This is a genomic window from Pseudomonas sp. R3-56 (assembly GCF_051132075.1).
Lineage (GTDB): Bacteria > Pseudomonadota > Gammaproteobacteria > Pseudomonadales > Pseudomonadaceae > Aquipseudomonas.
In genome coordinates this window covers 332,976-350,715 of the sequence record NZ_CP071657.1, presented here as the reverse complement: position 1 = coordinate 350,715, position 17,740 = coordinate 332,976, and the positions used below count along the sequence as shown (strand labels likewise).

The following is a 17,740-nucleotide window of genomic DNA, read 5'->3' as shown; positions in this document are numbered from 1 at the left end:
CGTGACTGAACTGCAAAACCTCTGGTTGACCGAGACGATACGCCTGCGTGAAGAACATGCCGGCCCGCTCGAAGACCAGGAAGCCAATCGCCTGGCCCGCGCGGCCGGCGGCGATCTGTCCACGCGCATCCGTCATCGCGCCCACTGGCTGGCCGAGCGCGATGGCCTCATCCAGGCCCTGCGTCACTGGCTGCAAGGCGCACGGCTGGCACTGGTCGCATTGGCCGTGCTCGCCGTGGCCAGCGGCGCCGGCCTGGGCTTTGCCGCCCTCGGCGATGGACGCGCGCCGGTCAACGTATTCTGGGCCCTCGGCAGTCTGTTGGGGCTGAACCTGATCCTGCTGGTCGGCTGGGCCCTGGGCCTGCTGTTCGCCGGTGAGCAAGGCGCCACGCTCGGCCGCTTGTGGCTGTGGCTCAGCGAAAAACTCGCCCGCGACGCCAAGGCCGCGCAACTCGCGCCGGCCCTGCTGCTGTTGCTGCAACGGCACAAGCTCAACCGCTGGGCCCTCGGTGTGCTGGTCAACGGCTTGTGGTTGCTGGCGATGCTCAGCGCGCTGGTCATCGTTTTGTTGCTGATGGCGACCCGGCGCTATGGCTTCGTATGGGAAACCACCATTCTCGGTGGCGAGACCTTCGTCGCCATGACTCAGGCCCTCGGTGCGTTGCCCGCCCTGCTGGGCTTCAGCGTGCCGAGCGTCGAGATGATCCGCGCCAGCGGCGACGCCGCGCTGGACATCGAAAGCGCCCGCCAGGCCTGGGCCGCCTGGTTGGTGGGCGTGCTGCTGATCTACGGCGTGCTGCCGCGCCTGGGCCTGGCGCTGTTGTGCCTGTGGCGTTGGCGCCGTGGCCGCGCCAGCCTGCGCCTGGACTTGAACCTGCCCGGCTACGCTCAGTTGCGTGAGCGATTGATGCCAAGCAGCGAACGCCTGGGCGTCAATGACGCCGCGCCCGCACAATTGCATCACGTCGAAAGCGCCGTGGGCGCCATGGCAAGCGACGGCGCGCTGCTGGTGGCGATCGAGCTGGATGAACGTCCCTGGCCGCCGAAGCTGCCGGGCACCGTGAAAAGCGCGGGCATCCTCGACAGCCGCGAATCGCGCCACAAATTGCTCGAACAACTTTCGCGCTTCCCGCCCGCGCGCCTGGCGATTGCCTGCGATCCCCGGCGCTCGCCAGACCGTGGCAGCCTGGCATTGATCGCCGAACTGGCTCGCAGCGCCAGCGCCACCCGCGTCTGGCTGTTGCAGGCGCCGCCCGGCGAAGCACTGGATGCCGAGCGCCTGGGTGACTGGCACAGCGCGTTGCAGCAGCTGCAGTTGCCGTTCGCCGACTGCGCGCCGTTGAACTGGCTGGAGACGGGCCATGACTGAATCCATCAAGCCATTGAAGCTCGCCGTGGTCGGGCACACCAATGTCGGCAAGACCTCCCTGCTGCGTACCCTGACCCGGGATGTCGGCTTCGGCGAAGTCTCCCACCGCCCGAGCACCACCCGTCACGTCGAAGGCGCGCGCCTGTCGGTGGACGGCGAGGCGCTGCTGGAGTTGTACGACACGCCTGGGCTGGAAGACGCCATCGCCCTGCTCGATTATCTCGAACGCCTCGAGCGTCCCGGTGAACGCCTGGATGGCCCGGCACGCCTGGCCCGCTTCCTCGAAGGCAGCGAGGCGCGACAACGCTTCGAGCAAGAAGCCAAGGTGCTGCGGCAGTTGCTCGGCAGCGACGCCGGGCTTTATGTGATCGATGCCCGCGAACCGGTGTTGGCCAAGTACCGCGATGAACTGGAAGTCCTCGCCAGTTGCGGCAAACCGCTGCTGCCGGTGCTCAATTTCGTCAGCAGCGCCCAGCACCGTGAAGCCGACTGGCGCGAAGCCCTGGCGCGGCTGGGCCTGCATGCGCTGGTCCGTTTCGACAGCGTCGCCCCGCCCGAGGACGGCGAGCGACGTCTGTATGAAAGCCTGGCGTTGCTGCTGGAAAGCGCTCGCGGGCAATTGGAGCGGCTGATCGCCGATCAACAGGCCCAGCGTCTGGCACGCCAGCAGAGCGCCAGACGGCTGATTGCCGAATTGCTGATCGATTGCGCCGCTTGCCGGCGCAGCGTCGCCAGCGATGCCGAACTGGAACGCCAGGCCATCAGCGAACTGCGCAACGCGGTGCGCCAGCGCGAACAGCGTTGTGTCGAGGCCCTGCTCAAGCTCTACGCTTTCCGCCCTCAAGATGCGGCGGCCAGCGATCTTCCCTTGCTGGATGGTCGCTGGGGTGATGACCTGTTCAACCCCGACACACTCAAGCAATTGGGCGTGCGGGTCGGTGGCGGCATTGCGGCCGGGGCAGCGGCCGGAGCCGGTGTCGACCTGCTGGTGGGTGGCCTGACCCTGGGCGCCGCCGCCCTCGCCGGGGCGATTGCCGGCGGCGCGCTGCAAACGGCCCGCAACTATGGCGACCGGTTGATCGGCAAGCTCAAGGGCCAACGTGAACTGAGCGTCGATGACAACGTGCTGCGCCTGTTGGCCCTGCGCCAACGGCAACTGCTGCAAGCCATCGACCAGCGTGGCCATGCGGCGATAGAGAGCATCCATATCGCCACGCCCCAGGACAAGACCTGGCGCGAAGGCAAGCTGCCTGAAGCACTGGGCAAGGCCAGGGCGTATCCGCAGTGGTCGTCGTTGAATCCCCAGCCACGGCTGAGCCAGGCCGAACGACAGGAACAGATCGAACTATTGGCTGAACAGCTCTAGACACCAAAACTCCGGTGGCGAGGGGATTTATCCCCGCTGGGGTGCGAAGCGCCCCCAAAAAAATATCGAGCGCCGCCGGTTACCAGATAGAGAAGCCGGGGCCGCTTCGCGACCCAGCGGGGATAAATCCCCTCGCCACAAAAACGCTAATCGCCGGCCGCTATTCGGCGGTCAATGCCTTGAGCGTCAACGCCGCTTCAGCCAGTTCCAGCTCGCTGAACACCCGAACCCCATTGCGCTTGAGCAATGCCGCCGTCACGCCTTCACCTCGAATCTTGACCCCGCTGAACGTGCCGTCATACGTCAGCAGGTTGCCACACGAGGGGCTGTTGGCCTTGAGCACGGCGATGCGGATGCCGTGCTCGCGCGCCAACGCCAGCGCTTGATACGCACCAGATAGAAACTGCGCGCTCACATCCTCGCCCTCGGTGGTGATCACCGCCGCGTTGCCATCGAACACTCGCGCGCCCTGGCCGCCTGGAATCTCCGCCGCCGGCCGGGGCGTGGGCAGGCCGCCGGCGACTTCCGGGCACAGCGGTACGAGCCGACCTTCGTCGAGCCAATGCTGGAGCAGGTCGAACGGCCCGCTGGCGCCACCGTCGTAGCGCACGCGATGGCCGAGCAGGCAGCGGCTGACAAGGATCTTTTGCATGTTCAGAACAACTCGTTGCCACGGCGCCGGAACCAACCGGTCAAGGACAGCCGATCACGCGTGGCCGGCATGACTTCATGGGGTATATCCCCCGACAGGAACACCACCAGGCAGCCGCCCGTGGGCACCACGTCATGCTCCACGCCTTCATCCAGGTACATGCGCAACTGGCCGCCGTGCTCCGGCAGCCAGGCGTCATTGAGGTAGAGCACCGCCGAGACCATGCGCCGGTCATCATCGCGGAAACGGTCGACGTGCTTGAGGTAGAACGCACCCGGCGGGTACAAGGCGAAATGACTTTCAAAATCCTCCAGGCCCAGGAACAACCCCCGGTTCAAGGCCTCGCGCAGGCTGTCCATCAGCCCCAGGTAACGATCACAGGCCTCGACCTGGCCGGGCTCGATCCACTGGATGCGATCGCCACGAACCCCTTCGCGAATTTCCGAAAACGGCCCACGCCCCACCGCGGCTGGAGCCAGTTCGCCTTCGGCGGCGCGCTGGCGACATTCGGCCGCCAGCGCGCGGGTGAGCGCATCCGGCAAGAAGATGTTCTGCTGCGACCACCCGCGCTCGGCCAGGTCGTCGACGATACGTAACAGCAACGGATGATCAGAAGGTATTCGCATGGCGCGCATAGTATTCCTGTGCCTGCAAAACCGACAGCGCCGCGCAGCGGGTTGGCTGCGCCTGTCAGCACCGTCGTACGAACTTGATACGAATTCTCGACAAGACCCCGCCCCCCACGGAGAATAGTCGGCTGCTGACAGGAGTCCCTATGCGCCGTTTGCTTTTCTCACTGTTGATGTTCTGCGTATTGCCCGCCTGGGCAGACAGCTATGACCAGTTGTACAAGGTCGCCGGCTGGCCGGAACAGCGGGCGCATTTCAATGATGCCTTGAGCGCCGCGCAGCAGCGCTACCAGAGTAGCTTGCCGCCGGCGGTCTTCCAGGCGCTGGTGAACAACAGCAACCAGCGTTTCGCGCCCCAGGCCATGGACCAGCGGGCCGAGGCGCAACTGCGCAGCAATCTTGCCGACCCGAACCCGGCCCTGGCTTTTTTCCAGTCGCCACTGGGCCGCAAAGTCGTCGCCGCCGAACTGCTCGCCACCCGCCGCGACCAACTGGCGAAGAACGCCAAGGGCCTGCCGAAGATGCAAGCCAGCGACAATCGCCTGCTGATCATCGGCCACCTGGCCCAGGCCCTGCCTGCCCGCGAAGCCGGCGCCGAAGTCAGCCTGGCGATCGCCGGCGTGGCGGCCGACAGCTTGAGCTCGATGATTCCCGGCCTGCTCGGCGGCGGCCAGGCCCAGGGCATGCTGAACGGCCAGCGCCAGCGCCTGATGGATCAGATCGGCGCGGACCTGAACAACACGTTGCTTTACGTCTACCGCGACCTGACGGATACCGAACTGGAAGAATTCGCCACGTTTGCCGAGTCGGCCGAAGGGCAGGCTTATTACCAGGCGGCATTGGCGGCGATCCGGGCGGGGTTGGCGGTGGGGCAGAATCTGGGGCAGTAATCTTCAGCGCCTGTTGCATCGTCTTCGCGAGCAGGCTCGCTCCCACAGGAGCTGGTTAGGCCGGCGCTTGTAAATACCCCCCGATCCAATGTGGGAGCGAGCCTGCTCGCGAAGGCCATAGCCCGATTACCGCCGAATCCGACCCATCCGCTTGCTCAAAAACCCAAACATCTCCTGCCGTATCGCCAAGGTCTCGTTCGCCAGGTGATGCCGCCCCTCGGGCAACATCAAGACCTGCGGCCGATCGAACTTGCCGCGCAGCACTTGCAGGTTATGCCGCCAGTCCACGGTCATGTCCGCCTGCCCCTGCACGATCAAGGGTTGCCGCGAGCTGCTCGGCGCCGCCTCGATACGTCGGATCCACTGCGCCAGCGCCCCGACCCACGCGGTGGGCAGGCGCAGCGGTTGCAGCGGATCGGCCTGCAGGAACGGCAGGAAACCCGGGTCGCTGGAGTTCTCGCTGAAGCGCCGGGCGATGCCGCTCACAAAAGGTTTGAGCAAGTAATAACTGAGGCGCGACCAGCCCCAGGCCCGTGGCCGAACCAAGGGCGACAACAGGATGACCTGGCCCTGGGCCGGGCTGTCCGCGCCGTGGTGCAGCACATGGTCCACCACGATCGCGCCGCCGGTACTTTGCCCGCACAAGTGCCAGGGTTGCGGCAGGTCCAGCGTCCCGGCTTCGGCCAGCAAGCCGCGCAAGGTCGCCTGGTATTCGGCGAAATCGCCGATGCTGGCGCGTTCGCCACTGGACAGGCCGTGGCCCGGCAAGTCGCAGCTGATCACCACCCATTGCTGATCCAGCGCCCACTCGACCAAATGCCGGTACAGCCCCATATGGTCGTAATAGCCGTGAAAGAGGAACAGCGTCCCCACGGCTTTTTCCGGCCACCAGACCTGGCCGACCAGTTCATACCCGGCAATGTCGAAACGTCCCAGGCCCCTGCGCAGGGTGCGCGCCGGAAAGTCCAGCCCATAGAATTGCTGGTAGGCCTGCGCTTGCGCAGACAGCGGTTGCCACTGCGCCAGGGGTTGCAGGCTGGCGCGCAGGTGATCGGGGTCGAAGGAGGCGGGCATCAATATTCCAGGCAAATGCGCATCGCGCGAAAACAGGCGTTATACGCCTGCGATATTCATCTGTCGCGCCAGCCATGGCAAGCTACGCGGCTTCAGAGGATCGACTCCATGCGCCCGTCCCACCGCACAACCTTGCTTGCCAGCCTCCTCGCCCTGACGTGCGCCCTCATCCTGTGGTTCGCCTACGACTGGTTCCAGGGGCGTTTCCTCCGGGCGTTCAGTCAACACACGGCGGTGTTTTCCGGCGACCCGCTGCGCCTGCCCGCCGACCTCGCCGGTCCGGGCGCAATCCGCCTGGTGCACTTCTGGGATCCGGCCTGCCCATGCAACGTCGGCAATCAGCAGCACCTCTCCGAGCTGATCGACAAATATGCGCCGCAAGGCGTCGAGTTCTACGCCGTACAAAAGACTGGCAGCCAAGGCCACTTGCCCAGCACTTTGAGCAATCTCAAACCCCTGACGACGTTACCAGGCTCGGCACAGATTCCCGCCAGCCCCGCCGTGGCGATCTGGGACCGCAGCGGCAAGCTGGCGTACTTCGGGCCTTACAGCGAAGGCTTGACTTGCAACTCGAGCAACAGCTTTATCGAGCCAATACTCGAAGCACTCAATATTGACCGGGAAGTTAATGCGACTCATACGTTGGCGGTCGGCTGTTATTGCCCATGGTCGAACTCAAACTAATCCAACCCAACTACGATGCGTATTGTTTAAACGGCTGTAGGCGCCTTACAAAATCAGAGCTATTGCTCTTTTCTAGAGTACTTGCTCAAACAGCGAGCTGGCGCTGAACCGTTTGTCGGATCCAATTTTTCGAAAAGCCTCCGAGATCCCCCGGTTTTCGCTCCAGACGCCAACCAGGCCGGTCGCGCAGGGGGTTTCGGGGCGTTCTGGCTGCCGAGCTGAATCGTTTAACAACCGTCGGCGCTACGTGAACTTTTCTTTAATCGCTTCTCTAACCCTCGTACAGAAGATGTTGATTTTCTCTGCGATTGCGCGGCGGCGCTATATATCGAGGAAGTTGGATACGCCTTTTCATCGTTTTACTTGTCGACCCTCCTAAACCAAACAAAAAATGGAATCGTCAGTGATGCAAAAGTTGTTATGCGCTGCACTTTCCACTCCCACGAAAGAGGATGCTCTCAATCTTGAGGCGTTTGCCCAGTGCGTCGCCCCGCTAGGGGTCGATGTGCTGTTGCGCGGCGAGACCGGCACTGGTAAGGACACGCTGGCGGAAAAAATCCACCGCATGTCCGGCCGCTCCGGCAAGTTCGTCGCCATCAATTGCGCCGCCATTCCCGAGTCCCTTGCGGAGAGCCAACTCTTCGGAGCCAATACCGGCGCGTTTACCGGTGCCAGCCAGAATCGCGCGGGCTTCGTCGAAGCCGCGCACAACGGCACGCTGTATCTGGATGAGATCGACAGCATGCCGTTAGGGCTGCAAGCCAAGCTGCTGCGTGTCCTGGAGTCGAGGACTGTGCAGCGGCTGGGCTCGACCCAGAACATCCAGGTGGACATGCGGGTGATCGCCTCGGCCCAAAGCCCGTTGGCGGAAATGGTCGAGCGTGGCGAGTTTCGTCGGGATCTCTATTTCCGCTTGAACATCATCAGCCTCAAGCTGCCACCGTTGCGCAGCCGCAAGGAACGCATCGTGCCGCTGTTCCAGTCCCTGGTACGCCGGGAAGCCCAGGCACTCGACCAGCCCTACGTCGCGCCTTCGCCAGCGCTGTTGCGCCAGTTGCTCGGCTACGCCTGGCCAGGGAACATCCGCGAGTTGCAATCGGCCGCCAAGCGCTACGTGCTCGGCTTGCCCGCACTGCCCCGCGCCGAGCAACTGGAGCACAACAGCTCGACCCTCAAGCTCAAAGAGCACCTGCAGCAGTTCGAAAAGATCCTCATCGAGGACTGCATGCGTCGCCACCATCACTGCATCGATAAAGTCATCGCCGAGTTGGGCATCGCCCGCCGCACGCTCTATTACCGGATGAAATGCCTGCAAATATCGACGAGCTGAGTGGATTGGTGGAACCGTTTTCGCAGCGGTCGCCACTTATTCGTCGAGACGTTCACGATCGTCTCGCCATTCCACAATCCGGAGATACGACTATGAGTTTTGGTGGAGCTTCTCTCGCCGCCTCCACGGCAGCCATGCAACAGATGGACGCCACGTCGGCGGCGATGACGACCATGAAATCCCAATTCGACCAGAAAAAACTGGTTGCCGACACCATGAACGCAATCGCGGCAGGGTCGATGGACACCGCGACCAAGGCCATCACCGCCATGGGGGAGGCATCCAAGAACATACGCTTCTGACCCTCTCGCTCCAGCCCCGCTCCGGCGGGGAATCCCATGCGCGTCGAGGGAGAAACCCGATGCAGATCCATTCGCCAGACAACCTTCGTAGCACCAGAGATTTGCTCGGTGACGACCCGACACTGCGCCAGGCCTCGCCTGCGAACGGCCTGGCGGATCGGGTCGTCGAGCACCTGGCGCTGCACGGTGCGAGCGATCGGCTGCGCGAGTCGCTCGTCCAATGGAGCAGCGAACACGGCTCGACTGGCGGGCAGCCCCGGTCAGGTTTATCCACCCCGCAGGACAGACTGGCCGCCGAGACCCAGGCGCCTCTGCATCTGGTGCTCGAAGATATTCTTGAGGAGATCAACGGAGGTACCGGATCCACCCTCGATGTCGACAGCGACGATGCCTATTCCAACGAAGATCTGTTCAACGACCTGGCGCAGATGCTCGCCCACCGCCGGCAGCCCATCGGCGATAACGACGTCGACAGCCAGAGCGATTTCGGCAACGCCAACAACCCGTTCTGCGGTGCGCTGTTCGGCGCCTGGGAGCTGGAAGGCGACCGCGCCACGCGGCGCGACCGCTACGACACCAGCCTGTCGTTGTTGCTCAAGATCATCGCGGTGCTGGGCCGAAGGAAACTGCTGACCCTGCTGGACATCGACGAAGAACAAGGCCAGGCGCGTTATGAACAGGACGACCTGGACCTGCTGTTCGAGGTCGCGGCATTCATGGACCAGCACCCGTCGCGATACCCGCCACCGGCGAGCTTCGACGGGCAAAACTGGACATGGACCGAACGGATTGCCTGTGGCGCATGGCTGGAGGCTCAAGAGACACGGCTGTTCCAACTCGCACTTGAGGAACTGGACCTCGCTCTCGCCCGCCTGGCCGGCCAGCAGCCGTCCACGCAACGGCGCGGTCGACGCAGCCGGGAAGAAATCGAGTTTCATCTGAGCGTGACGGGTAGCGCTCGCAACGTCTTGAGGCTGATGTACGCCTGAAGGCCCACCTTGTAATCGGAGATATGCCATGACCGTACAAGCCATCGACACCACCAGCGTGGTTTCCACCGCAACCAAACCTGGCGCCAGTGCTCGGGCAGGTGCCGAGACCAGCGATGTCAGCTGGTTCAACGCGCAAATGCGCGAAAAAGCCCCCGCCCCCGACAGTGAAAACAACGTCGCGGCGAGGATCATCGATTCGTTGTCCAGCCGCTCCGGCGAATTGCAACGGCTGGACGATCGCGCCAACCGGGACATGCTCAAGGCCATCCGCACCGCCGATCCCCAGGACATGTTGCAGTCCAACCGGTCGCTGTCTTCCTTTCACCTGGAAAGCCTGATGACCGCAAAGATCGTCAGCAAGGGCTCCCAGGCGATAGAGAAGCTTACCAATCTCCAGTAAGGGAAAGCCGGTCATGTTCATGCGCGCATTCTCACCCCTAGTGCTGTGCCTGCTACTCGCCGGATGCGACGAGAGGACAGCGCTGCACAGCCATCTTTCCGAGCAGGATGCCAATGAAGTGATCGCGGAACTGGCGGACAAGAACGTCGGGGCCAGCAAGCAGGTCGATAAGGACGGGCTGACCGTGCTGGTCGAGCCAGCGGATATGAACAGTGCCGTACAGGTTCTCGAAGCCGCTGGGCTGCCGCGTCGATCGCGCTCCAGCCTGGGGGAAATCTTCCGCAAGGAAGGCGTGATTTCCACACCGATGGAAGAGCGTGCCCGCTACCTCTACGCGCTGTCTCAGGAGCTCGAATCGACACTGTCGCAAATCGATGGCGTGGTGCTCGCCCGGGTCCATGTGGTGCTGCCGGAACGGGTCGCTCCCGGCGAGCCGGTCCAGCCCGCGTCGGCCTCGGTGTTTATCAAGCACACCAGCGCGCTGGATCCTGACAGCATCACGCCGAGAGTGCGCAACCTGGTCGCCAGCGGAATTCCCGGCATGGCCGACGCGGCCCAGAACCCGGCCAAGCTTTCGGTGGTCTTCGTTCCCGCGGCGGCTTATCAGGAACGGCGCAAAATGGCGTATTTCGGGCCGTTCCTCATGCAGGCCGACGACATCGGCTATTGGCGGGGAGTAACCCTGGCGGCCGGCCTCACCTTGCTCGCCCTCCTGCTGGGCGCCTCGTACGGCCTCTACCGGTTGTGGCGCAACGGCATACTGGTGCTGCCGCGATTTTTCGAGCGCAAGGGCACAGCGCCGGCGGGCGCGCAAAACGGCACGGCGCCACCACTGTTCGCGGTGAAGAACCCGGGCGCCAAGCCTGACAGCAAGGGGACCGCTGCATGAATGCGGCACTTGAATGGGCTCGCTGGTGGAGCCTGGCGTGGCGCGAAGCAGACCGTGATTGGTACCCAGCGGCGCTAGGCCTGCTGACCGGGCCACAAATCGACGCCTTGGCCCGTGGGCATCACGCCGCATTGGCCCGCGGTTTCGGCATGACGCCGTGCACACCGCCACAGCCCGACCCGGCGGTGTTGTCACTCTGTTGCGGCACGCCCCGAACCTTGGTCCTGGCCTGCCAATTAGTGGCGAACACATGCTCGCCGTTGACAACGATGGACATGCTTTCGCCGCAGGACCGGGCGTGGTGCGAGCGCACCGCCAAGGCGTTGCGCCCCGGACACTGGCTCGAACAAGGCCACGACCCGCTTGTACTGCTGCGCGCCTGGCTGGGGGAGCGGACCTGGGAGCGTACGCGCCTGGCCTTCCCGCGCAGCAGGATCATTGCCCTCGAATCACAGCCCACCCCACGGCCGCCTGCCGCCAAGCTCAACACGCTCTGGCAGTCCGCGTGCTGGAAAGCCGAGCAAAGCCTGGCGCCAGCGCCCCCCCAAACGGAGATGCACGATGCTCGCTCGGCGCTCGCTTGACCTACGTCCCGGTGGCCAGGGCCTGTTGCAGCCCTGTATCCCTCGCGAAACCCTGGTGGATTGTGGCCGAGCACAGGCCGTTCTCGAACAGGCCCAGGCCCACGCCACGCAGCTGATCCAGGGTGCCGCCGAAGAGGCGGGCGCCGTAGTGCTCCAGGCACAGGCGCAGTTCTGGGAAACAGCCGAAACCGTGCTCGCCACCTGGGAAGCCGAGCGCCAGGCCATGTGGGAACGGATCGAGACCAGCGCCGCGCAGTTGGTCAACGAGGCGTTGGGAACGCTGTTGAGCGAAGTCCCGGATCAGGCCCGCATCGATGCACTCGTTCGTCAGCTTGCCTCGCGCCAGGATGGTTCGGTCAGTGCGACTCTTCGCTGTCATCCCGACGACTTGGCGAAGCTGAGCCAAAGTCTGGGCTCATCTGGCGAACGTCCCTGGACGCCGGTGGCGGATCCCAGCATGGAGGCGCATCAGCTGAAGCTGGAAACACCAGGCGGCACGTTCCTGCTCGATTGGGCCACGGCTGTTGAAGCGTTGCGCCTGCCAGAACCGCAGCGGTAGCCCAAACGACCCGAAACCCGTGGCGAGGGAGCTTGCTCCCGCTGGCCTGCGCAGCAGGGCTCAAATTTTATTCAGGCAGCCGCATCAGCCGGTTTTGCGACTGCTGCGCAGCCGAGCGGGAGCAAGCTCCCTCGCCACGGGGATTCGGATGTTTGACAGGTCCATCCTCGCCCCCCAACTGATCTTTTGCTCACTTTTCGCGGAACCGTCAGCGGCGTAATCGCCACTCATCCGGTGAATACGCTTACCTCGGAGCAACCGCCATGTCTTCTACCGATGCCATCCAGCGCCGTCTCGATACTTATTTCCAACGCGCCAGCGACAACGTCAACAACGCTGCAATGAACGCCGCCGAAAGCCAGTCACTCGACGATATGCACTCGTTCGTGACCAGCATGAACGGCATGTCAGTCGCGGTGAACGCGGCCACTCAACAGACCACCGCCCACCACAACCTCGCCAAGGCGATCATCGATGCAATGCCATGAGCTGCGCACACAGCTCGCCCGCTGGAACGCCGACGTCGACGGCGCGGAACATTTCGCCATCGTCATCGATGATGGCGAAGCGATCTTCAAGAAGCTGGATGACGGCCTGCTGGTATCGGTCGAGTTGAATTTCCCGCCGGGCAACGAAGGGTCCCTGGAAGACCTTCTGCGGCTGGCGCAGCCAAGCCTCTCGCGATTCCCCGGTGCGTTGGCCCTTTCGCCCCAGGACGAGCGTTTATGGCTACTGGCGCAACTGGCGACAGACGCGCACATCGACGACCTGGTCGAAGTGCTCGAAGCGCTGCTCAACCAGCGGGACACCTGGCAATCGATTCTCCATAAAGAACAACGTGCCGTGGCGCGACGCCCCTCGCACTTTCACTCGCTCGGAACAGGAATCCGCCATGCCTAACAGGTGGCTTGCACCGTACCGCTCGATGGCCGCCGGCCAGGTACACTTTCGCCGGTCCATCGTCCGTCGCTGGACCAAGGCATCGCTGCTTGCACTGGCATTGGCCGGCGCGCTGGGCGCGGGCATGCCGGTCGAAGCGGCGGTACCGACCGACTGGAAAAACACGCCCTACGCCTACGATGCCCAGAACACGCCCCTGCCCAAGGTACTTGGCGACTTTGCCAATACTTTCGGGGTGCAACTGGTGCTCGATGGCACCGTGAAAGGCAGCGTCGACGGGCGGATGCGCGCCGAAAGCCCCCAGGCATTCCTCGACCGGCTCGGTCTGGAAAATCGTTTCCAGTGGTTCATGTACGGCAACACCCTGTACGTCAGCCCTTTGCAAAACCAGGACTCCACGCGCCTGGAAGTGTCCGCCGATGCCGCGCCGGACATCAAGCAAGCCCTGACCGACATCGGCCTGCTGGACCCGCGTTTCGGTTGGGGTGAGTTACCCGACGAAGGCGTGGTGCTGGTCTCCGGCCCGGAACGCTACGTGCGCCTGGTGGCGCAGTTTGCCGAGGCGCGCAAGACACCCGAAGAGAAGCAGGAGGTGATCAGCTTCCCGCTGCGCTATGCCACCGCCGCCGACCGGAGCATCAAGTACCGCGGCGATACGCTGGTGATTCCCGGGGTTGCCAGCATTCTCAAAGGGCTGCTGGAAAGCCGCAGTGCAGTGTCCGGCGGAATGCAGGCGACCTCGCCCCAGGCCTCGTTCCAGAACATGCAGGCCCAGCAGTCCATGACGATGGGCAATATCGAGCAGTTGGCATTGAGCGGCATGGGCCGCCCGAACACCAACCGCGTGCAAGGCCCGGAAAGCGCTGGCAAGGGCGGCCGCGGTCGGATCCGCGTCGAAGCCGACGTGCGCAACAACGCAGTGCTCATCTACGACTCGCCCAAGCGTCGGGAGATCTACACGCCGCTGATCCGTGACGTGGACGTGCCACGCAAACTGGTAGAAATCGATGCGATCATTCTCGACATCGACCGCACCCAACTGGCCGAGCTGGCGTCGAACTGGAACGTCGAGAGCGGCGATCTGATCGGCGGCGCCTCGATGATTCGCCCAGGCGCCAGCTCGACGGTGTTCATCCAGGACTACGGCGACTTTTCCGCGCAACTGCGAGCACTGGAAGGTCGCGGCCTGGCCTCGGTCGTGGCGAATCCATCAGTACTGACCCTGGAAAACCAGCCAGCGGTCATCGACTTCAGCCGGACCGAGTACATCTCCGCCATTGGCGAACGGGTGGCCACCGTCGAGCCCATCACGGCCGGCACCAGCCTGCAGGTCGTGCCCCACACCATCGAGACCGGCGGCCGCAACCAGATCCAGATGTTCCTGGACATCGAAGACGGCAAGATCGAGCCCTCGGAGGTCGGCCAGCAGACGCCCAGCGTTCGGCGAGGAGTGGTCAGTACGCAGGCGGTGATGGGGGAAAGCCGATCACTGGTGGTGGGTGGTTTTCATACCGAGGAAACCGGCGACAACCTCGAACGGGTGCCGTGGCTCGGACGCATCCCGCTGGTCGGACCGCTGCTGTTTTCCTCGACCACCCGCGAGACCAGCCGCCGTGAACGCGTATTCATCCTGACGCCCCGTCTGATTGGCGACCAGGTCGACCCGGCCCGCTACATCTCCGAGCTCGATCGTGAACAGGTGGACAGCGCAATGGCACGCCTGGAAGAGCGGCGCAACGGCACTCGCCCCATCGGTCGCATCGAGATCAGCGACGTGCTCGCCCAATTGGCCGATGGCAACATTCCGCCGACGTTCAAGCAAGCCGCCTCGATTCCTTACTCGGCCGACACGCTGTGCGCGTTGCAACCGGGGCTATCGCTGGACGCCGGGCGCGCCCAGTGGTTTGCCGGGCCGGACTACGGCATCGCCGTGGGCGTGGTGCGCAACGATGGCGACCGACGGTTGCGCTTCGACGAGGCCAGTTGCAGCACCCGCTGGACCATGGCCACCTCCGCCTGGCCGAAGGTGTGGCTCGAGCCCGGTGAGGAAACCGAAGTGTTCGTCGTCATGAGACAACCCAAGCGCACACCAGGTGGCGGGCGCTCTTCCCTCTTGCAAACCAGTGCGAGGATCACGCCATGAGTCGCACCCCGATGCTGCTCGTCTTGTTGCTGTGCCTGCCGGTTTTCGCCGGCTGCGCAAACCGTTGGGGCTGCCAGGGCGATGCCTGTAGCCGCGCCGAACCCGACAACGGCCGTCTGGTGATCTGGTGGTCGCCGGGTATGCGCGGCGGCCTGGGCTCCCCCGAACATCCGCTCGACCATTCGGTCGTTCCACTGGAGAACTGAAACGGTATGTCTTTTTCGGTACACAGCGTAAGCACCCGCCAGGCCTTTCAGAAAAACATCATCGCCGGCATCGCGACGTATTGGGAAATAGCCCCAGGCATCGAGTTCTGCCTGCGACGCGAGCCCCACAGCTTGGGGCTTGCGTTACAGATACAAAGCCAGGCGCTAGGCGTGAGCCAGGTGCGACGGGCGCTCGAACGACGCTTTGCCCACCCGAGTGACTACGCGCAACTGTTCCTGTTTCTCGATCCGCAGCGCGCGCTGGTGGTCTGGCAGGCGCTGCCCGAATCACCGATCTCGTCGCAGATGCTCGACGAGATCCAGTCCCGGCAATTGTCGTTGCTGGGCCTGGAAGACCTTGACGATTATTCGGTTACTTACTGAAGGCCCGTGGCCGAGGGAGGCTTTGCATGACCACCACACCGCTCGCCCAGCGCTTGATCTCGGCCCTCGCGGAACACCTGCATGCGCAGCTGCAACTGGAGGGCGGCGTCTGCGCGCTGTATGACGCAAGCAACCGGGAAGCCGTGATCATCGAGCTGCCCGATCACGGCGATGTGGCAATCCTCCATTGCGCGATCGATGTGCCAGCCCATGCACCTGGCCTGCACAAGCGCCTGTTGGAGCTCAACTTTCGACTGGATCTGCTCGGCGGCAGTTGGCTGGCCCTGGACGAAAAGGGCAGCGTTCGCTTGTGTGCCCATTGCCCGTTGTCGATGCTCGACGAGGCGCGGTTCTGCCATTGGATCGTAGGTTTCATCGGCCAGGTCGGCGAAGTGCGCGCACGCTTGATGCCGTCAGCTACGTCAGCGGCCTCACGTCCAACCTCGCTCAACGCGAGCCGTACACGACTGGTCTAGACAGCGAAACCGTGGCGAGGGGATTTATCCCCGCTGGGCTGAACAGCAGCCCCAAAAGCAAACGAACTCATTTTTATTGGCACACCGAGTTGTCTGGTTGGGGGCCGCTGCGCAGCCCAGCGGGGATAAATCCCCTCGCCACGGGTCGTTTCTCCTGAGTCATTGCGAGCCTTACCGAAGCTTCATCGCCTCACCTCCCTCCTGCATGACTCTCCTCGCAGTGTCCATGAAGCCCTTGGTGACTTCCGTCACCGTGTCGCTCATCAACTTGGCCATGTCGGCCGAGCTCTTGACGATCATCATTTCGCTCTGACGCTCCTCCATTCGCATCTGCATATCGAATTGCTTTTCCATCAACTGTTTTTGACGGGTTTCCATCTCGCTCATGAACGAGTCGGGTGTGCGAGGCGGCGCGGTGGAACCGGGGCTTTGCGTGTCATCCAGCGGTCGATCGTCAGACGGCGTAGCCGTGCGCTCGGCACCCCGTGTCCGGGTCCGGCCGCGCTGGTGAACCGCAGGGGGCGACGAAGACGAGCGACCCCGCCCATGTAGGCTTTGAATGCCGGTACGCTGCTGGGCGTCGCGAGGCTGCTGGCTCAACGAGGGCGAGCGCGACGAGTGCAAGCCGTCGACGCCATGCAGGGCACCCGTGCCCCTTATGGAATTGGCCAGTGAATTGGGTTCAGGCATAGGGGAATCTCCACGAGTCGGTGTGTGCGGTGGGACTGCCGGCAAGCCGGCATCGCCCGGGCGATCCCGGGCTCACTACCTGAGTGGCATCCCGGTGCGCACCGGTTCCATCGACCTCAGCGCAGGTTCAGTTCCGGGATTTCGATCACCTCGCCCTTGGCCTCGTCATCCAGCTCGCGCAAGACCCGATAAATGTGCGCAACCGCCTGAAGCGTTTCCCGCGGGATATATCCGCCTACGTCTTCCTTGTAGATCGTTCGCGCCAGCCAGATGCATTGGATGACCGGGATACGCGCCGCCTTGGCTCGCTCGATCAGGGCACGCGCATCCGCATCGACGCCCTTGGTAATGAGCTGCGGCAACGGCGTTTCCTCCGGTCGATAGAGCAGCGCGACGGCGAAGTGCGTCGGGTTGACCACCAACACATCGGCCTCTTCCACCGGCTTGGTTTCCTTGCTGGCAGGTTGGTCGACCAACTGCCGGGCCAGGCTGCGTCGATGCATCTTGACGTGGGGATCGCCCTCCATTTCCTTGAATTCCTTACGCACCTCTTCTTCGCTCATACGCAGGCGCTTGGCGAAGAAATATTTCTGCAGGCCAAAATCGAGAATCGCCAGCACCAGCAACACGCCCAGACAGATGTGCATGATGTGCCGGAACAGGCTGGCGAGCCCGCGCCAATAGCCATGCAGGTCACCGTTGACCAGGCTGATCAACGACCCGAGGGCAGGCATAGTCACCAGGTAAAGCACGCTGGCGATGAACACTGCCTTGACCAGCCCCATGAACAGCTGGATCAGCGCCTGGGCGGAAAACATCTGCTGGGCCTGGTTCAACGGGTTCAAACGGTTCGGATCGGGGTGAAGAGCCTCGGGCGCGAACAGGAAGCCGAACTGTACCCAACCGGCGATCAGGCGCGTGGCGATTGCCAACCCGACGGTCATCAAGGTGAAACTGAGCAACACGCCACCGGCATGGGCCAGGGTTTCCTCGAAGGCGCGCACGAAGTCGCCGTCCAGCCGGTGCAACGGGAACGAAACCATTTCACCCAGCGCCTGCATGCTGTTGTCAGCCTGGGTCAATGCCACTTCGGTGACTGCCGTGAGTACCAACAGGCTGCTCAGGTCCTGGCTCTGGCCGACCTGGCCTTTTTTGCGGGCGTCACGGATTTTCTTCGGTGTCGCGCGCTTGGTCTTCTCCCCGCTGTCTTCACTCATGAAC

General features: G+C 63.5%; 22 protein-coding genes. 17 read left to right on the top strand and 5 right to left on the bottom strand.

The features are described 5' to 3' along the window. The first annotated feature begins 1 nt into the window (after position 1). Together J3P96_RS01685 and J3P96_RS01680 are read left to right on the top strand one after the other, a co-directional pair. Positions 2-1,369 carry a DUF2868 domain-containing protein gene (locus J3P96_RS01685; RefSeq protein ID WP_434654912.1) on the top strand — a complete coding sequence of 456 codons (1,368 nt, stop codon included), beginning with the start codon at positions 2-4 and terminating at the stop codon, positions 1,367-1,369. Beyond that, positions 1,362-2,735 carry a GTPase/DUF3482 domain-containing protein gene (locus J3P96_RS01680; RefSeq protein WP_434654910.1) on the top strand — a complete coding sequence of 458 codons (1,374 nt, stop codon included), beginning with the start codon at positions 1,362-1,364 and terminating at the stop codon, positions 2,733-2,735. Before J3P96_RS01685 ends, J3P96_RS01680 begins: the two co-directional genes overlap by 8 nt. 160 nt (positions 2,736-2,895) lie before the next feature. Here J3P96_RS01680 and J3P96_RS01675 read toward each other — a convergent pair whose 3' ends face one another. Together J3P96_RS01675 and J3P96_RS01670 are read right to left on the bottom strand one after the other, a co-directional pair. Then, positions 2,896-3,387: a DUF523 domain-containing protein gene (locus J3P96_RS01675; RefSeq protein ID WP_434654907.1), complete on the bottom strand. Its 492-nt coding sequence runs from the start codon at positions 3,385-3,387 to the stop codon at positions 2,896-2,898. 2 nt (positions 3,388-3,389) lie between these two features. Next, positions 3,390-4,022: a 2OG-Fe(II) oxygenase gene (locus J3P96_RS01670; RefSeq protein WP_434654904.1), complete on the bottom strand. Its 633-nt coding sequence runs from the start codon at positions 4,020-4,022 to the stop codon at positions 3,390-3,392. A 140-nt stretch (positions 4,023-4,162) separates the two neighbouring features. Here J3P96_RS01670 and J3P96_RS01665 point away from each other — a divergent pair, with 140 nt between their 5' ends. Then, positions 4,163-4,906, top strand: a complete 744-nt coding sequence (locus J3P96_RS01665) for a DUF2059 domain-containing protein (RefSeq protein WP_305498122.1) — start codon at positions 4,163-4,165, stop codon at positions 4,904-4,906. Between the two features lie 126 nt (positions 4,907-5,032). On the opposite strand, the gene J3P96_RS01660 is transcribed toward J3P96_RS01665, so the two are convergent. Beyond that, on the bottom strand, positions 5,033-5,980 hold the full coding sequence (locus J3P96_RS01660; RefSeq protein WP_434654902.1) for an alpha/beta hydrolase: 948 nt from the start codon (positions 5,978-5,980) through the stop codon (positions 5,033-5,035). Positions 5,981-6,088: 108 nt separating this feature from the next. Here J3P96_RS01660 and J3P96_RS01655 point away from each other — a divergent pair, with 108 nt between their 5' ends. The 14 genes from J3P96_RS01655 to J3P96_RS01590 all read left to right on the top strand — a co-directional run bounded on the left by J3P96_RS01655 (position 6,089) and on the right by J3P96_RS01590 (position 15,829). Next, complete coding sequence (locus tag J3P96_RS01655; RefSeq protein ID WP_434602146.1) at positions 6,089-6,664, top strand: DUF6436 domain-containing protein; 576 nt, start codon at positions 6,089-6,091, stop codon at positions 6,662-6,664. A 406-nt stretch (positions 6,665-7,070) separates the two neighbouring features. Next, complete coding sequence (locus J3P96_RS01650) at positions 7,071-7,994, top strand: sigma 54-interacting transcriptional regulator (RefSeq protein ID WP_434602147.1); 924 nt, start codon at positions 7,071-7,073, stop codon at positions 7,992-7,994. Positions 7,995-8,086: 92 nt separating this feature from the next. Further along, positions 8,087-8,296: a hypothetical protein gene (locus tag J3P96_RS01645; protein WP_003206573.1), complete on the top strand. Its 210-nt coding sequence runs from the start codon at positions 8,087-8,089 to the stop codon at positions 8,294-8,296. A 59-nt stretch (positions 8,297-8,355) separates the two neighbouring features. Continuing rightward, positions 8,356-9,285, top strand: coding sequence for a type III secretion protein (locus J3P96_RS01640; protein ID WP_434654899.1), 930 nt, complete (start codon positions 8,356-8,358; stop codon positions 9,283-9,285). Between the two features lie 28 nt (positions 9,286-9,313). Beyond that, entirely contained in the window at positions 9,314-9,688 is a 375-nt protein-coding gene (sctI, locus tag J3P96_RS01635; RefSeq protein ID WP_305498116.1) for a type III secretion system inner rod subunit SctI, read from the top strand. A 13-nt stretch (positions 9,689-9,701) separates the two neighbouring features. Beyond that, positions 9,702-10,577, top strand: coding sequence for a type III secretion system inner membrane ring lipoprotein SctJ (gene sctJ / locus J3P96_RS01630; RefSeq protein ID WP_434654895.1), 876 nt, complete (start codon positions 9,702-9,704; stop codon positions 10,575-10,577). Next, a complete protein-coding gene (locus J3P96_RS01625) occupies positions 10,574-11,161 on the top strand; it encodes a hypothetical protein (RefSeq protein WP_434654892.1) in 588 nt (195 codons plus the stop codon). Before sctJ ends, J3P96_RS01625 begins: the two co-directional genes overlap by 4 nt. Next, a complete protein-coding gene (gene sctL / locus J3P96_RS01620) occupies positions 11,139-11,720 on the top strand; it encodes a type III secretion system stator protein SctL (RefSeq protein ID WP_434654889.1) in 582 nt (193 codons plus the stop codon). The genes J3P96_RS01625 and sctL overlap by 23 nt, the downstream gene beginning before the upstream one ends. Before the next feature lie 263 nt (positions 11,721-11,983). Beyond that, a complete protein-coding gene (locus tag J3P96_RS01615; RefSeq protein ID WP_434602154.1) occupies positions 11,984-12,208 on the top strand; it encodes a serine kinase in 225 nt (74 codons plus the stop codon). After that, positions 12,195-12,620 (top strand): type III secretion system chaperone, encoded by a 426-nt coding sequence (locus J3P96_RS01610; protein ID WP_434627297.1) that lies wholly within the window; start codon positions 12,195-12,197, stop codon positions 12,618-12,620. The genes J3P96_RS01615 and J3P96_RS01610 overlap by 14 nt, the downstream gene beginning before the upstream one ends. Continuing rightward, complete coding sequence (gene sctC, locus J3P96_RS01605; RefSeq protein WP_434654887.1) at positions 12,613-14,763, top strand: type III secretion system outer membrane ring subunit SctC; 2,151 nt, start codon at positions 12,613-12,615, stop codon at positions 14,761-14,763. Before J3P96_RS01610 ends, sctC begins: the two co-directional genes overlap by 8 nt. Then, positions 14,760-14,969, top strand: a complete 210-nt coding sequence (gene hrpT / locus J3P96_RS01600) for an HrpT family type III secretion system protein (RefSeq protein WP_434571108.1) — start codon at positions 14,760-14,762, stop codon at positions 14,967-14,969. The genes sctC and hrpT overlap by 4 nt, the downstream gene beginning before the upstream one ends. A gap of 6 nt (positions 14,970-14,975) precedes the next feature. Beyond that, positions 14,976-15,353, top strand: a complete 378-nt coding sequence (locus J3P96_RS01595; protein WP_434571107.1) for a type III secretion protein HrpV — start codon at positions 14,976-14,978, stop codon at positions 15,351-15,353. A 26-nt stretch (positions 15,354-15,379) separates the two neighbouring features. Beyond that, the gene (locus J3P96_RS01590; protein WP_434654882.1) at positions 15,380-15,829 is read left to right on the top strand and encodes a type III secretion system chaperone; all 450 of its coding nucleotides are present in this window, start codon (positions 15,380-15,382) and stop codon (positions 15,827-15,829) included. A 171-nt stretch (positions 15,830-16,000) separates the two neighbouring features. Here J3P96_RS01590 and J3P96_RS01585 read toward each other — a convergent pair whose 3' ends face one another. Then, positions 16,001-16,519, bottom strand: a complete 519-nt coding sequence (locus tag J3P96_RS01585) for a type III effector (RefSeq protein WP_434654881.1) — start codon at positions 16,517-16,519, stop codon at positions 16,001-16,003. A 116-nt stretch (positions 16,520-16,635) separates the two neighbouring features. Further along, positions 16,636-17,736, bottom strand: a complete 1,101-nt coding sequence (gene sctU / locus J3P96_RS01580) for a type III secretion system export apparatus subunit SctU (protein WP_434654878.1) — start codon at positions 17,734-17,736, stop codon at positions 16,636-16,638. Between the last annotated feature and the right edge of the window lie 4 nt (positions 17,737-17,740).

Coding starts and splice junctions, on each gene's coding strand:
- J3P96_RS01680 (WP_434654910.1), top strand. CDS start 1,362: ATGACTGAATCCATCAAGCCATTGAAGCTCGCCGTGGTCGGGCACACC.
- J3P96_RS01675 (WP_434654907.1), bottom strand. CDS start 3,387: ATGCAAAAGATCCTTGTCAGCCGCTGCCTGCTCGGCCATCGCGTGCGC.
- J3P96_RS01670 (WP_434654904.1), bottom strand. CDS start 4,022: ATGCGCGCCATGCGAATACCTTCTGATCATCCGTTGCTGTTACGTATC.
- J3P96_RS01665 (WP_305498122.1), top strand. CDS start 4,163: ATGCGCCGTTTGCTTTTCTCACTGTTGATGTTCTGCGTATTGCCCGCC.
- J3P96_RS01660 (WP_434654902.1), bottom strand. CDS start 5,980: ATGCCCGCCTCCTTCGACCCCGATCACCTGCGCGCCAGCCTGCAACCC.
- J3P96_RS01655 (WP_434602146.1), top strand. CDS start 6,089: ATGCGCCCGTCCCACCGCACAACCTTGCTTGCCAGCCTCCTCGCCCTG.
- J3P96_RS01650 (WP_434602147.1), top strand. CDS start 7,071: ATGCAAAAGTTGTTATGCGCTGCACTTTCCACTCCCACGAAAGAGGAT.
- J3P96_RS01645 (WP_003206573.1), top strand. CDS start 8,087: ATGAGTTTTGGTGGAGCTTCTCTCGCCGCCTCCACGGCAGCCATGCAA.
- J3P96_RS01640 (WP_434654899.1), top strand. CDS start 8,356: ATGCAGATCCATTCGCCAGACAACCTTCGTAGCACCAGAGATTTGCTC.
- sctI (WP_305498116.1), top strand. CDS start 9,314: ATGACCGTACAAGCCATCGACACCACCAGCGTGGTTTCCACCGCAACC.
- sctJ (WP_434654895.1), top strand. CDS start 9,702: ATGTTCATGCGCGCATTCTCACCCCTAGTGCTGTGCCTGCTACTCGCC.
- J3P96_RS01625 (WP_434654892.1), top strand. CDS start 10,574: ATGAATGCGGCACTTGAATGGGCTCGCTGGTGGAGCCTGGCGTGGCGC.
- sctL (WP_434654889.1), top strand. CDS start 11,139: ATGCTCGCTCGGCGCTCGCTTGACCTACGTCCCGGTGGCCAGGGCCTG.
- J3P96_RS01615 (WP_434602154.1), top strand. CDS start 11,984: ATGTCTTCTACCGATGCCATCCAGCGCCGTCTCGATACTTATTTCCAA.
- J3P96_RS01610 (WP_434627297.1), top strand. CDS start 12,195: ATGCAATGCCATGAGCTGCGCACACAGCTCGCCCGCTGGAACGCCGAC.
- sctC (WP_434654887.1), top strand. CDS start 12,613: ATGCCTAACAGGTGGCTTGCACCGTACCGCTCGATGGCCGCCGGCCAG.
- hrpT (WP_434571108.1), top strand. CDS start 14,760: ATGAGTCGCACCCCGATGCTGCTCGTCTTGTTGCTGTGCCTGCCGGTT.
- J3P96_RS01595 (WP_434571107.1), top strand. CDS start 14,976: ATGTCTTTTTCGGTACACAGCGTAAGCACCCGCCAGGCCTTTCAGAAA.
- J3P96_RS01590 (WP_434654882.1), top strand. CDS start 15,380: ATGACCACCACACCGCTCGCCCAGCGCTTGATCTCGGCCCTCGCGGAA.
- J3P96_RS01585 (WP_434654881.1), bottom strand. CDS start 16,519: ATGCCTGAACCCAATTCACTGGCCAATTCCATAAGGGGCACGGGTGCC.
- sctU (WP_434654878.1), bottom strand. CDS start 17,736: ATGAGTGAAGACAGCGGGGAGAAGACCAAGCGCGCGACACCGAAGAAA.